At 64.9% G+C, this 12,683-nt stretch carries 12 protein-coding genes; 2 read left to right on the top strand and 10 right to left on the bottom strand.

Annotated features, from left to right (window positions below; all coding sequences use genetic code 11):
* Window positions 1-36: 36 nt before the first annotated feature.
* Window positions 37-552 (bottom strand): DUF3016 domain-containing protein, encoded by a 516-nt coding sequence (locus L6D64_RS08335; RefSeq protein ID WP_176506322.1) that lies wholly within the window; start codon window positions 550-552, stop codon window positions 37-39.
* A 74-nt stretch (window positions 553-626) separates the two neighbouring features.
* Between L6D64_RS08335 and L6D64_RS08330 the strand changes: the two genes are divergently transcribed.
* Window positions 627-1,322 carry a metallophosphoesterase gene (locus L6D64_RS08330; protein ID WP_176506321.1) on the top strand — a complete coding sequence of 232 codons (696 nt, stop codon included), beginning with the start codon at window positions 627-629 and terminating at the stop codon, window positions 1,320-1,322.
* On the opposite strand, the gene L6D64_RS08325 is transcribed toward L6D64_RS08330, so the two are convergent.
* Together L6D64_RS08325 and L6D64_RS08320 are read right to left on the bottom strand one after the other, a co-directional pair.
* Entirely contained in the window at window positions 1,300-1,914 is a 615-nt protein-coding gene (locus tag L6D64_RS08325; RefSeq protein WP_176506320.1) for a LysE family translocator, read from the bottom strand. The genes L6D64_RS08330 and L6D64_RS08325 overlap by 23 nt on opposite strands.
* A gap of 61 nt (window positions 1,915-1,975) precedes the next feature.
* The gene (locus L6D64_RS08320; protein ID WP_176506319.1) at window positions 1,976-2,794 is read right to left on the bottom strand and encodes an AraC family transcriptional regulator; all 819 of its coding nucleotides are present in this window, start codon (window positions 2,792-2,794) and stop codon (window positions 1,976-1,978) included.
* A gap of 130 nt (window positions 2,795-2,924) precedes the next feature.
* Here L6D64_RS08320 and L6D64_RS08315 point away from each other — a divergent pair, with 130 nt between their 5' ends.
* Complete coding sequence (locus L6D64_RS08315; protein WP_176506318.1) at window positions 2,925-3,548, top strand: LysE family translocator; 624 nt, start codon at window positions 2,925-2,927, stop codon at window positions 3,546-3,548.
* Here L6D64_RS08315 and L6D64_RS08310 read toward each other — a convergent pair.
* The 7 genes from L6D64_RS08310 to L6D64_RS08280 all read right to left on the bottom strand — a co-directional run bounded on the left by L6D64_RS08310 (window position 3,545) and on the right by L6D64_RS08280 (window position 12,680).
* The gene (locus L6D64_RS08310; protein ID WP_176506317.1) at window positions 3,545-5,866 is read right to left on the bottom strand and encodes an autotransporter family protein; all 2,322 of its coding nucleotides are present in this window, start codon (window positions 5,864-5,866) and stop codon (window positions 3,545-3,547) included. The genes L6D64_RS08315 and L6D64_RS08310 overlap by 4 nt on opposite strands.
* A gap of 130 nt (window positions 5,867-5,996) precedes the next feature.
* A complete protein-coding gene (locus tag L6D64_RS08305) occupies window positions 5,997-6,272 on the bottom strand; it encodes a peptidylprolyl isomerase (RefSeq protein WP_008095636.1) in 276 nt (91 codons plus the stop codon).
* Between the two features lie 36 nt (window positions 6,273-6,308).
* On the bottom strand, window positions 6,309-8,267 hold the full coding sequence (locus L6D64_RS08300) for an acetoacetate--CoA ligase (RefSeq protein WP_176506316.1): 1,959 nt from the start codon (window positions 8,265-8,267) through the stop codon (window positions 6,309-6,311).
* Window positions 8,268-8,325: 58 nt separating this feature from the next.
* A complete protein-coding gene (eco, locus tag L6D64_RS08295; protein ID WP_176506315.1) occupies window positions 8,326-8,805 on the bottom strand; it encodes a serine protease inhibitor ecotin in 480 nt (159 codons plus the stop codon).
* Between the two features lie 55 nt (window positions 8,806-8,860).
* Window positions 8,861-9,631 carry a 3-hydroxybutyrate dehydrogenase gene (gene hbdH / locus L6D64_RS08290; RefSeq protein WP_176506314.1) on the bottom strand — a complete coding sequence of 257 codons (771 nt, stop codon included), beginning with the start codon at window positions 9,629-9,631 and terminating at the stop codon, window positions 8,861-8,863.
* Window positions 9,632-9,642: 11 nt separating this feature from the next.
* Window positions 9,643-11,034, bottom strand: coding sequence for a GntP family permease (locus L6D64_RS08285; protein WP_176506313.1), 1,392 nt, complete (start codon window positions 11,032-11,034; stop codon window positions 9,643-9,645).
* A 263-nt stretch (window positions 11,035-11,297) separates the two neighbouring features.
* The gene (locus tag L6D64_RS08280) at window positions 11,298-12,680 is read right to left on the bottom strand and encodes a sigma-54 interaction domain-containing protein (protein ID WP_176506312.1); all 1,383 of its coding nucleotides are present in this window, start codon (window positions 12,678-12,680) and stop codon (window positions 11,298-11,300) included.
* Between the last annotated feature and the right edge of the window lie 3 nt (window positions 12,681-12,683).

Raw genomic sequence — 12,683 nt, 5'->3', positions numbered from 1 at the left:
TCCCGTCACGCTCGCCTGTACCAGCAAAGGGTGACCTCAGGACGATGAATGCCGGCCGAACCGCTGGCGGAACCAGTCGTCGAGCATGGCTTTTTCCGCATACAGGCGGTCGCTGCTGTGGGAAGCGCGGCCTGGGCGGCTCAGGTACATCTTGTCGCTGACCCGCTCCTGCGCCTGGTGGTCGGGGTTGCCGGGCTGGTGCAGGGTGTAGCTCAGGTCGATGGTCGGCCAGGTGATGTCGCGCATGAAGCGCACATCGTAGGCCTGGCTGTGCCAAGGTTCGTAACGGCCAGCGAGGTCGATGTCGCGAATGTCGATGACCAGCTGCTGGTCGGGCTGCAGGTAGCGCTGGCCGAGTTTCTGCAGGTACTCGGTCAAGGTCTTCATCACGTAGGGGTCGGCGCCGCGGTCATAGCCAGGGCCATCGAGGCTGGCGTCGCGGAATTTTTCCGGGTGGTCGAAACGCACCTCGACCTGCGCAGGCGGGGTGCCTTGTGCCATGCTGTTGAATGACAGCGCCATGAGCACGGCACAGACAAGAGCGGTACGCATGATGCACCTCCGGGGCGGGCTGCGTGTCGCTCCATTTTACGCCGGCCGCAGCGCGCCAGCAGAGGAACATTGTAATGAGCCGGTTTCGGCGGGTAGCCGCCAACAGCAAGGGTCGTGACCTGGCCGTGGGCGATATCCACGGGCATTTCCGGCGGCTTGAGCAATGCCTGGCAGCGGCCGGTTTCGACCCGGCAGTGGACCGCCTGTTCAGCGTCGGCGACCTGGTCGACCGCGGGCCGCATAGTGAAGAGTGCCTGGATTGGTTGGAGCAGCCCTGGTTCCATGCCGTGCAGGGTAATCACGAGTCGCTGGCGATCACCTGCCTGCATGGCGGGCGCCTGGATCTGGAGATGTACCGTGCCGCCGGTGGTGGCTGGTTCATCGATATGCCCAAAGACAGGCAGGCGATCTTCGTCGAACGGTTCCTGCAGCTGCCGATTGCCCTGGAAGTCCAGACCGACACCGGCCTGATCGGTTTACTACATGCCGATAGCCCGTTCAACGACTGGAGCGCATTGCGCGACAGCCTGCTGTTCGATGACGACGCCGGCGTTCGTGAGGTGTGCCAGTGGTCGCGGCAGCGCCTGAAGGAAGGCAGCACCGAGCGCGTGGCAGGCTTGCGCGCCTTGCTGGTAGGGCATACGCCGGTATTGCGGGCCAAGCAGCTGGGCAACGTCTGGCACCTGGATACCGGTGGCTGGGCCAGCGGCCATTTTAGCCTGATGGACCTCGCCAGCCTGCGCCTGGTCAGCCCGGCAGCAGATGAATGAGCAACGCTACGGCCAGCCCCATCAACATGACTCCGGAGGCTCGTTCCAGCCACGGCAGGGCATGGGCGAAGCGCCGCAGCAGGCGTTGATTGCCGATGGCCGCAGCCACCAGCAGGTCCCACAGCAGCACGATGCTGAACATCCAGGCGCTGTAGAGCCATTTCCAGCCCGCGCTGCTGCTGGCCACCATGCCGGCTAGGCTGGCGTAGAACAGCGCGTTCTTCGGATTCAGCGCCCCAGACAGAAAACCCATGCCCAGGCCACGCCACCAACCGGCTACCGCACCCTTTCCGGCAACGGCCGTCAGTTCACTGTTACCGGCATGGCGCAGGAACAGCAGGCCGATGTACAGCAGGTAGCCGGCACCGGCCAATTGCAAGGTAATGAACAATCCGCTGCCTTCGCGCAGGATGGCCAGGCCGGCAAAGGCCATTGCAATGAACAAGCCATTGGCCAAGGCGATGCCCAGGCAGGCGCCGCTGGCCACGCGCCAGCCGGCCGCGACCGAGGTGCGGGCGACCAGGAAAAAGTCCGGGCCGGGTGAAAGCAGGGCGAGGAAGTGGGCGAGGGCGACGATCAGGAACTGCTCCATGGTGGGCTGTCTCGGTAGAAAAGCCGCAGTCTGGAGGCTGCCCTGTCCCGGGTATTGAAGATTATTGCGCGCGCCGATATTGCCCCGGTGTTACCCCGACATGGGCTTTGAACACCCGCTGGAAATGGCTCTGGTCGGCAAACCCCAGCTGGTAGGCAACCTCGGCCAACGCCAGCCCGTCACGTAGCAGCCGTCGGCCCCGGTTGATCCGTGCGTTGAGCAGGTAGGCATGGGGTGTCAGCCCGGTCGCGGCGCGAAACGCGCGGATCAGCTGATAGCGGCCAAGGCCTGCTTGCCTGGCCAGGCGTTCGAGGCTCAGTTGCGTCAGGTCTTGCGCTTCGATGTGTTCGATCAACCCGCGCAAGGTCGGCATCCCCAGCACAGGGGCCGGGGCCGCGAGCGCTGCCGGTTGCGCCGAAAAGTCGTGATCGCCCAGGAACGTCAGCAGCGCCGCTTCTTTCTCGCCGACGCCCGCCGCCGAAAAGAGCAGGTCATTCAGCGCGCAGAATTCACGGTACAGCGCCGGTTCCCGGCTGATCCGCGCCGGGGCACCGGGCCTGGCGGCGGCAAGCCCAGACTCCAGCCGCCACTGTGCCAGCCAGGCGGCGTCGACATGCAGCATCTGGTAGCTCCAGGCCTGGCCGGGTGCAGGGTTGCAGGCATGCACCCGTTGCGCCGGCACCAGCACCAGGGTGCCCGCTTCCAGGCGCTCCTGGCCGTCGCCAGCGCCTGTGAAGCAGCTGCTGCCGGCATCCACCGCGCCGATGGAGAAGGTCGGGTGACTGTGCGCCTTGTAGCAGGCGCGGCTATGGCAGGCGCGGCGGCTTTCCACCCAGGGCAGTGCCGGGTCGTGCCAAAGCTGGGAGCGGGCAGTGGGCATGACAGGGTCCTCGATCAGCTGGGCAGCTTAGCAGCGGCGGGCGCCCGGCCATACAATTTTTGCCGCTGACTGTACCTTGACCCGGCGGTGCCCGGCATCGACAGTAACGGCTGATTGCCTGGAGAACAAAATGGACCTGTCGAGCCTGCTGCTATTCATCCCTGCCTGCTTTGCCCTGAACATGGCGCCGGGGCCGAACAACCTGTTGTCGCTGCACAATGCCAGCCGCTACGGCCTGCGTACCGCCTGCGTCGCCGGCGCCGGGCGGATTCTGGCCTTCAGCGGCATGATCGCCCTGGCCGCCATGGGCCTGGCGGTGGTGCTGCATACCAGCGAGTACCTGTTCCTGGCCATCAAGGTGGTGGGCGCGGCGTACCTGTTCTATATCGCCTGGCAGCTGTGGCGCGCCCCGGTCGGCGAAGCCGTGGTCGCCAGCGATCACCCGCGTGGCACGTGGCGCCTGGCGCGTCAGGAGTTCTGGGTGGCGGCGGGCAATCCGAAGGCCATCCTGATTTTCACCGCCTTTCTGCCGCAGTTCGTTACGGTGGGCAGCGCCACCCCGGTGAGCGAGCAGTTCCTCTGGCTGGGCGTGCTGTTCCTGCTGCTGGAGTGGGCGGCGATTGCCATCTACGCGGGCCTCGGTGCCTACCTGCAGCGTTGGTTCAGCCAGCCCGGGCCGCGCCGGCTGTTCAACCGGGTCAGCGCTTCGCTGCTCGGTTGCGCAGGTATCGGCCTGCTGGCGGCGCGCCGCTAGAACTGCCAGCGCAGACCCAGGTTCACGCCGCTGGCTTCCTGCTGGCGGCTGTCGAGGTTGCTTGAGTACTGCACGCCGCCGTGCAGGCTCAGCGCCGCGCTGAGCTGGGCGACCAGGCCGGTTTCCAGCTGCAGCGAGGTGTAGCGGTAGTCGGTCTTGATCTTGTCCACCCCATCAAACGTTAGCGTGTCGCGGCCGCCGTCGCCGTGCCACACGTTCACTTGCGCATAGGGTTGCAGGCGCACGCTGCTTGCTTTGTAGGCGCCTTCGAGGCGCACGCCGAGCCGGCCGGTCAGCTCGACCTGGGCATCATGGCTAACGTGCGAGACGCGGTCGTTGGCGCTGTACAGCGAGACCTTCTGGGCAATCAGCTGGGCTTGCGGCTCCAGGGTCCAGCGTTCGGACAGGCTGAATGGGTAACCGGACTCCAGTGATGCGGTCCAGGCGTGGCCGTCGATGTTCAGCTTGTCGCCACGGTCGGAGCGGGCGCGGCCATCGAGTCTGGTGTACTGCAACACGCTGTCGAAGTACCCGCCTTGCGGGTCGACCAGCGTCCAGTAACCGCCGACACTGTCACCGTCCAGCTTGAGATCACCGACGCTGCGATCCTCCACAGCCAAGGCGAAGCCTTTGACGTCGGCGTCCAGGCGGCTGTGGCTGACATACAGGCCCACATGCTGGCGATAGCCGTCATCGCTGAGCCTGGCATACAGGTCCTGGCCCACCTTGAAGCCATACAGGTCACCGTCCAGGCTCGGGTTCACCGTACCGCTCCATTGCTGGCGCAACGCGCCGCCGTAGGCCTGGCCCCAGCTGGCCTTGAGGCTGCCTTGGCCGGCCAGCAACTGCTGGCCACCCTGGCGCTGGTGGAAGGTGCCCAGGGCCTGGCGAGCGATGATCGCAGCACCCCGTGGTGCAGCGGCGTAAACCGGCACTTCGGGCCGGTACAGGGGCACACTGACGCCGGCAATCGGCGCTGGCAGCTCGGCCTGGCCGGGAGCCGGTGCAGCCACGGGTGGGGTTGCCGCGGGCTCGACTGGAGGCTCTCCTGGCGCCGGGGCGGCAGGGGGAGGTGTGGCCACCAGCGTCGAGCGCAGGTACCAGCTGTTCTCGCTGCCAGCAGTTACCCCGCCTTTGAACAGCCGGTAATCGTAGGCGCCGACCGACAGCGTCTGTGTCTGGACAAAGGCGTTGGCGGTGCTGGCGGCGCCATCGCGAGCCTCGACCACCTGGATGCCGTTCTGCAAGGTGGTAGCACCGGTACCGCCCAGGTTGTTGACCCACAAGCGCGTACTGCCGGTGATCGTGCCGCGGCCGACGACAAGCCGGTCGGAGGCTGCGTCGTCACCCGCCAACACGCTGTTTACGCGCAACAGGCCGTTTTCCCCCACGTAATTGCCTTCCACAGTCAATCTGCCCTGGGCGTCATCGCCACTGCTGAGGTCGAGGGTGCCAGCATTGTTCAGCGTCGCCTTCTGCCCTTGGCTGACCGGCGTGATGGTGCCTTGGCGGGAAACCAGTGTACTGCTGTCGTCGATGAGCAAGGCGCCAGTGCCGCTGCCAGGCTGCTCAGGGGTGCCGTCGCCAAGGGTCAAGGTGTCGTCAAGGATGAGGCGGCTGTTTTCCAACAGGCCGAAGGCTTCCCAGTTTACATACCGGGCGCCGCCATTGATCTGACTGTTCTCGAACACCAGGCTGTCGTTGCCGCGGCCGCCGTCCAGTTCAGTGACCAAGGTGCTGGCGTCGAGGCCAACGATGCGCGCATGGTCATCACCTATGCCCATGTCGACCTTGCCGCCGATACGGCCCCCGGTCCAGGTGAAGACGTCGTCTCCCGTGCTGGCCAGTACACTGCCTTTTAACCAGCCACCGCTGATGGTGATGTCGTCGGTACCGCCGCTGGTGCTGATGTTGCCGCCGATGGTCCCACCGCGCAGGACGATGGTGTCGTTGCCGAAGCCGCTGACCAGGTTGCCATCGATCTGGGTTTCGACACCAAGGTCCTGGGACATTTCAAAGTAGTTGTCTGCCAGCTTGAGGTCGACCCGGCCAATACGCCCGCCAGCGAATAGCGCGTAGTCGCCATCCTCGAATGCACCGACGATGCGCCCGGCGGACATGTAGAACGTGTCGTAGCCTTGCCCCTGATTGAGCGATTGCACGGTCCCGCCGCTCATCCTGAAGTCGTCGATAGCCTGGGTCTGCACGACGGCACCCAGGGTGTCGCCAGGCGACACCACCAAGGCTTGTGCCTGAACGATCAGCGGCAGGGTCAGGAGGGGAAAGGCAGCGGGCAGCAGCAGGCGAGGGCAACGCATAGGCAGGTCTCCGTGTCCATGAAGGGACCACTACCTGAAACGGCATTCGCTGCCGCTTCGGCCCTGCCTGCGTTGTATGTGAAGCGCGAACATGGGGCAACTGGCAAAAATGCCAGGTGGCCCGTGGCTATCAGTCGCGGTAGAAGGTCTGCACCAGGTGGTAGCCGAACTTGCTCTTGATCGGCCCGTGCACCACGCGCAGGGGCTTCTTGAAGATGACCTGGTCGATCGCGCCGACCAGCTGGCCCGGGCGCACTTCGCCCAGGTCGCCACCGCGCTTGCCCGACGGGCAGGTGGAGAACTTCTTCGCCAGCACGTCGAAGGCCTCGCCGTTGGCGATGCGCTGCTTGAGCTTTTCAGCTTCGTCAGCGGTCTTGACCAGGATGTGGCGGGCTTGAGCTTTCATGGGTACACCTGTGCTTCGGGGCAAAAAAGGGCGCCATTATGCCTGATCGCGCAGCTCCGTGCGGTCGCGAAACTGCTCCAGGGCCTGCGGGTTGGCCAAGGCGTCGGTGTTTTTCACCGGCATGCCGTGCACCACGTTGCGGATGGCCAGTTCCACCAGCTTGCCGCTGATGGTACGCGGGATGTCGCTGACCTGGGCGATCACGGCCGGCACATGGCGTGGCGTGGTGTACTGGCGGATCACCTGGCGAATGCGCTGGCGCAGGGCGTCGTCGAGTTGCAGGCCATCGCGCAGGCGCACGAACAGCACCACGCGCACATCGCCGTGCCAGTCCTGGCCGATGGCTACGCTTTCCAGCACCTCTTCGACCTTTTCCACCTGACGGTAGATCTCTGCCGTGCCGATGCGCACGCCGCCGGGGTTGAGCACGGCGTCGGAGCGGCCATGGATCAGCAGGCCGCCGCTGCTGCGCTGCTCGGCGTAGTCGCCCTGCGCCCAAACCCCGGGGAACTGGCTGAAATAGGCGTCGTGGTAGCGGCTGCCGTCGCTGTCGTTCCAGAAACCAAGGGGCATCGACGGGAAATTGCGGGTGCACACCAACTCGCCTTTTTCATCGAGTACCGGTTGGCCCTGTTCGTTCCATACCTCTACGGCCATGCCCAGGCCCTTGCAGGCCATTTCGCCACGGCGCACCGGCAGGGTCGGATTGCTGAGCACGAAGCACGAGACGATATCGGTGCCACCGGACATCGATGCCAGGCACAGGTCGGCTTTGATCTTGCCGTACACATAGTCGTAGCTGTGAGGCGACAAGGGCGAACCGGTGGACAGGATCAGGCGCAGGCTGTCCAGGCGATGGCTGCGGCCTGGTTCCAGACCTTCCTGTTCAAGCGCAGCCAGGTACTTGGCACTGGTGCCAAAGGCCTGGATGCGTTCAGCGTCGATCAGGTCGAGCAGACGCGCCGGGCCTGGGTGGAACGGTGAGCCGTCGTACAGCACCAGGGTGGCGCCGACGGCCAGGCCGCTGGCCAGCCAGTTCCACATCATCCAGCCACAGGTGGTGTAGTAGAACAGCACGTCATTGGCTTTCAGGTCATTGTGCAGGCCGTGTTCCTTGAGGTGCTGCAACAGCACGCCGCCAGCGCGATGGACGATGCATTTGGGCACCCCCGTGGTGCCGCTGGAATAGAGGATGTACAGCGGGTGGTCGAACGGTAGCGAAGTAAATGCAGGTTCGCCGCCAGGTCGGTAGAAATCGTCCCACAGGCTGACCTTGGCGGCGGTGAATTCGCCAGCTTGGGTGTGGGGGCGGGTATACGGGACCACGATCAACTGCTGCAGCCCCGGCAACTGGGCGCAGACCTGGTTGATCTTGTCGACCTGGTCGACCGATTTGCCGGCGTATTGGTAACCGGCGCAGACCAGCAGCAGCTTCGGTTCGATCTGGCCGAACCGGTCGATGATGCCATGCAGGCCGAACTCCGGCGAAGACGTTGACCAGACCGCACCCAGGCTGGTACAGGCGAGCATCGCTACCAAGGTTTGCCAGGTATTGGGCATGACCGCAGCGATGCGGTCACCGGGCTCGATGCCGGCTGCCTTGAAGGCTTGCTGCAGGCCTGCAACTTCGGCGGCCAGTTGCGCATGGGTGAAGACCACACGCTGGCCATCTTCGCGCACGGAAACCACCGCAGGCCGGTCGTCACGCCGGCGCAGCAGGTGTTCGGCGAAGTTCAGGGTGGCGCCGCTGAACCAGCGGGCGTCAGGCATGTGTGCGCCTTCGCTGAGGACCTGGCTGGGCGGGGTGTGCCAGGCCACCTGGAAATAGTCAGCCAGGGTTTGCCAGAAGGCCGGACGCTGCTCGATGCTCCAGCGGTGCAGGGCCGCATAGTCATTGAGCTGCAAGTTGAAGCGCAGGTTGACCCGGCGGCGGAAGGCATCCATCCGGCTGGCTTCGATCTGCGCCGTGGAGGGGCGCCAGAGCACATCGTTCATGCCGAACCTCCAGAAACTGCTTGGGGATGAGGGCCCAGGAAGGGGCCCTCGGTGTCACTTATTCCACTTTAGCGGTTTGCACATCGGCCGATGCCGACCACACGCGATAACGCACTTCGACCCCTTGCGGCACGTACACCACCACGGGCAGCTTGCTGTTGTAGCGCAGCATGAAGCCTTCACCCACTACCGGTACGAAGGCCTGGGTCTTCTTGCCATCGGGGCAGGCCATCAGCGTGCTGGCTGGGCCACCGACCTTGGCCAGGCGGTAGTAGCTGTAGCCCCAGCCTTCGAGGGTGTGCTCTTCCAGGCTGCCGGCCAGGCGCTGGCGGTTGCAGTCCACTTCCAGGGTCTTGCCGGCCAGGATTTCCAGTTTGTGGGCCGATTCATCGGTTTGCGCCGGCAGGTGGATGACCTGCCGGGTGAAGCCTTTTTCCGCCTCGGGATAGGGTGCGACGTCCTTGAGGCCGGCTGCCACCGCCGGTACGGTGGCGGCCAGGGTCAAGGCAAAGATCGCGGTCATTGGGGTTGGGCGCATAGGGCCTCCTTGCAGATAAACGAGTGCAAGACCGTTGCCAGGCCCAGGCCGCCCTTCACTGGGCCAACCAGCCACCATCGACGTTCCAGGCGGCACCGCGAACCTGGCTACCGGCCTCGCTGCACAGGAAGAGTACCAGTTCACCGAGGTGTTGGGGGGTGACGAAAGCCAGTGAAGGTTGCTTCTCGGCCAGTAGATCGTGCTGTGCTTGCTGCGGATCAACGCCGTTGGCAGCACGATCGTCGATCTGTTTCTGCACCAGCGGGGTCAGCACCCAGCCGGGGCAGATGGCGTTGCAGGTAATGTTGCTGGTGGCGGTTTCCAGCCCCACCACCTTGGTCAGCCCGACCACGCCATGCTTGGCCGCCACATAGGCCGCCTTGCCGGTGGAGCCGACCAGCCCGTGCACCGAGGCAATATTGATGATCCGGCCCCAGTTGCGCGCGCGCATGCCAGGCAGGGCCAGGCGGGTGCCATGGAACACCGCCGAGAGGTTGAGGGCGATGATCTTGTCCCAGCTTTCCAGCGGGAATTGCTCCACCGGCGCCACGTGCTGGATGCCGGCGTTGCTGACCAGAATGTCGACGCCGCCGAACTCACGTTCGGTCATCGCGAACAGCGCCTCGATTTGCGCCACATCGGAGAGGTCCGCCGGGTGGTGGGCAACCTTGACGCCATGGCGGGCGATCTCTGCCAAGGCCGGCGATGGGTCGCCGAAACCGTTGAGCACAATGTTCGCTCCGGCGCGGGCCAGCACCTGGGCGATACCCAGGCCGATGCCGCTGGTCGAGCCGGTGACGAGTGCCGTCTTGCCTTTCAAAGTCATACAAAAGCTCCTTAGACGATGCCGGTGGCGTAGAAGGTGGCAATGACCACGAATACCGCCAGGGTCTTGATCAGGGTGATACCGAAAATGTCCTTGTAGGCTTCGCGGTGGGTCAGCCCGGTTACCGCCAGCAAGGTGATCACCGCGCCGTTGTGCGGCAAGGTGTCCATGCCGCCACTGGCCATCGCGGCCACCCGGTGCAGCACCTCGAGGGGGATGTTGGCGGCATGGGCCGCCGCGATGAAGCTGTCGCTCATGGCCGCCAGGGCGATACTCATGCCGCCCGAGGCGGAGCCGGTAATGCCTGCCAGCAGGGTCACGGTGATCGCTTCGTTGACCAGCGGGTTGGGAATCCCGCGCAAGGCATCGGCCAGCACCAGAAAGCCCGGCAGCGAAGCGATGACGGCGCCAAAGCCATACTCGGACGCGGTGTTCATGGCGGCCAGCAGGGCACCACCGACGGCACTCTTGGTGCCTTCGGCCAGGCGTTCGCGGATCACCCCGAAGGCACACGCCAGCACCATCAGGATGCCCACCAGCAGCGCCGCCTGCACCGCCCAGATCGCCGTGAGCTTGGCCACGTCGCTGTTGACCGGCGCGCTCATGCCCGGCAACTGCAGGGTGTGACTGGGGCCGTACCACTGCGGGATCCAGTGGGTGAAGAGCAGGTTCATCACGCCTACCAGCACCAGCGGTGACAGCGCCAGCCAGGGGTTGGGCAGGGCCAGGTCGGCTGCCGTCTCCGGTTCGTTGCGCAGGTTGTTGCCATAGCCTTCCCCCGCACGCTGGGCCTTGTTGCGCTGGCGCTGCAGGTACAGCATGCCGCTGCAGAACACGAACAGCGTACCGATCAGCCCCAGCCATGGCGCGGCCCAGGCTGTGGTGTTGAAGAAGGTGCTGGGGATGATGTTCTGGATCTGCGGGGTGCCGGGCAAGGCGTCCATGGTGAACGAGAACGCGCCCAGGGCAATGGTTGCCGGAATCAGGCGCTTGGGAATATCGCTCTGGCGGAACATTTCGGCGGCGAATGGATACACCGCGAACACCACCACGAACAGCGACACGCCGCCGTAGGTGAGCAGGGCACAGACCAGCACGATCACCAGCATCGCCTGGCGAGTGCCGAGCAAGCGAATGGCGGCGGCGACGATCGAACGCGAGAAGCCGGACAGTTCGATGAGCTTGCCGAACACGGCGCCGAGCAGGAACACCGGGAAGTACAGCTTGATGAAGCCGACCATCTTTTCCATGAATACCCCAGTGAACGCAGGGGCAACCGCGGCAGGGTCGGTGAGCAGGACGGCGCCGAGGGCGGCGATGGGGGCGAAGAGGATCACACTGTAGCCGCGGTAGGCGGCCAGCATCAGCAGGGCCAGAGCGGCGAGGGCGATGAGCACGGTCATCGGGATGGATCTCCTGGGTGAGTCTTGTTGTTATGGGTGACCAAGAGATAGCGGGAATCGTGCCAGATATGTAAGCAGTTGTTTTTTAAAGGGTAATTGTTTTTTGTTGGTTGGCTTTGTCTACATTTTGAGAGGGCTGGGGCCGCGTTGCGGCCCATCGCGGATAAATCCGCTCCTACAGGAGAACGCCGTAGGAGCGGTTTCATCCGCGATCGAGGGCAAAGCCCTCGCAGCAATCTCAAAATAGAAACGCAAATCTCGAATCAGAGACCAAGCGCAACCATCTTCTTGTACAAGGTTGAGCGCCCCAACCCGAGTGCCTTGGCCGCTTCGGGCACATTCCCCGCATGCTCGGCCAAGGCCCCGGCAATCAACCTGCGCTCGAACTGTGCACATGCCTCACGATAGCCCATCCGCTGTTCCTGACCCGCGACCGGGCTCAACGGCCCCAGCGCCGCCGCGAGGTCGGCCAGGCCAAGCCGCGGCTGATCAGCCAGCAACGTCGCCCGCTCCAGCACGTTGCGCAACTCACGTATATTCCCGGGCCACCCATGGCGCGCCAGCAATGCCTGGGCGTCCTGCTCCAGCTCGAACTGGCTGCCCAGCTCGGCCAGGATCGCCTCGCACAACGCCGGCAAGTCTTCGACCCGCTCGCGCAGCGGCGGCACTTCGATTGGCAGCACGTTCAGCCGGTAGTAGAGATCGGCACGAAACGCCCCACGGGCCATGGCCGCCTGCAGGTCGATGGAGGTAGCGGCGATGATGCGCACGTCGCTGCGCAGCATCTGGTTGGAGCCGACCGGTTCGTATTCCTTTTCCTGCAGGACGCGCAGCAACTTGCTCTGTAGTGCCAGGGGCATGTCGCCAATTTCGTCGAGGAACAGCGTGCCGCCTTCGGCCAGTTGCAGCTTGCCGCTGCGGCCCTTGCGGTCGGCACCGGTAAAGGCGCCGGGTGCGGTGCCGAAGAACTCGGCCTCCAGCAAGGTTTCGGGGATTGCCGCACTGTTGATGCTGACAAAGGCCTTGTGCGCCCGTGCCGAAGCCGCATGGATGGCATGGGCCAGCAACTCTTTGCCGGTGCCGGTCTCGCCCAGCAACAGCACGGGCGAATCGCTGCCGGCACCGCGCCGTGCCCGGCGCTTGGCTTCGAGGCTGGCCGGGCTGCTGCCGACGAACTGGGCGAAGCTGTACTTGGCCTGGCGTGCACGCAATTGCGAGCGGGTGCTGGCCAGCTCCTGCTGCATGCTCGCATAGCGCTTGAGCAGGGGCGACAGGCTGCGCAGCTCTTCGAACAGGGCAAAGCCGATGGCGCCGATCAGGGCGCCCCGGGCATCGTGGATCGGCAGGCGCATCACCACCAGCGGCTCGTTGGGCGTATCGAGCATGTCCAGCAGGATCGGCCGGCCATCGCTCACCACCTGGCGCATCAGGCTGCCCGGTATGACCGCCTCGCACGGCTGGCCGATTGCGCTGGCTGCGTCGGCCAGACCGAAGCGCCGGGCGTAGCGCTCGTTCATCCAGACGATGCGGGCGTCGCGGTCGACGATCACCGTGCCTTCGCTGGACTGCTCGATGATCTCGAACAGCGAGCGAATCGCCAGTTGCCGTACCTGGGGGTAGTCCTTGAGGCTGTCGCTGTCGTGCATGGG

The organism is Pseudomonas urethralis (assembly GCF_021602465.1).
Lineage (GTDB): Bacteria > Pseudomonadota > Gammaproteobacteria > Pseudomonadales > Pseudomonadaceae > Aquipseudomonas > Aquipseudomonas vlassakiae.
The sequence above is the reverse complement of the archived record's forward strand: the minus strand, read 5'-3'. Positions and strand labels throughout refer to the sequence as shown.

Coding starts and splice junctions, on each gene's coding strand:
- L6D64_RS08335 (WP_176506322.1), bottom strand. CDS start 552: ATGCGTACCGCTCTTGTCTGTGCCGTGCTCATGGCGCTGTCATTCAAC.
- L6D64_RS08330 (WP_176506321.1), top strand. CDS start 627: ATGAGCCGGTTTCGGCGGGTAGCCGCCAACAGCAAGGGTCGTGACCTG.
- L6D64_RS08325 (WP_176506320.1), bottom strand. CDS start 1,914: ATGGAGCAGTTCCTGATCGTCGCCCTCGCCCACTTCCTCGCCCTGCTT.
- L6D64_RS08320 (WP_176506319.1), bottom strand. CDS start 2,794: ATGCCCACTGCCCGCTCCCAGCTTTGGCACGACCCGGCACTGCCCTGG.
- L6D64_RS08315 (WP_176506318.1), top strand. CDS start 2,925: ATGGACCTGTCGAGCCTGCTGCTATTCATCCCTGCCTGCTTTGCCCTG.
- L6D64_RS08310 (WP_176506317.1), bottom strand. CDS start 5,866: ATGCGTTGCCCTCGCCTGCTGCTGCCCGCTGCCTTTCCCCTCCTGACC.
- L6D64_RS08305 (WP_008095636.1), bottom strand. CDS start 6,272: ATGAAAGCTCAAGCCCGCCACATCCTGGTCAAGACCGCTGACGAAGCT.
- L6D64_RS08300 (WP_176506316.1), bottom strand. CDS start 8,267: ATGAACGATGTGCTCTGGCGCCCCTCCACGGCGCAGATCGAAGCCAGC.
- eco (WP_176506315.1), bottom strand. CDS start 8,805: ATGCGCCCAACCCCAATGACCGCGATCTTTGCCTTGACCCTGGCCGCC.
- hbdH (WP_176506314.1), bottom strand. CDS start 9,631: ATGACTTTGAAAGGCAAGACGGCACTCGTCACCGGCTCGACCAGCGGC.
- L6D64_RS08285 (WP_176506313.1), bottom strand. CDS start 11,034: ATGACCGTGCTCATCGCCCTCGCCGCTCTGGCCCTGCTGATGCTGGCC.
- L6D64_RS08280 (WP_176506312.1), bottom strand. CDS start 12,680: ATGCACGACAGCGACAGCCTCAAGGACTACCCCCAGGTACGGCAACTG.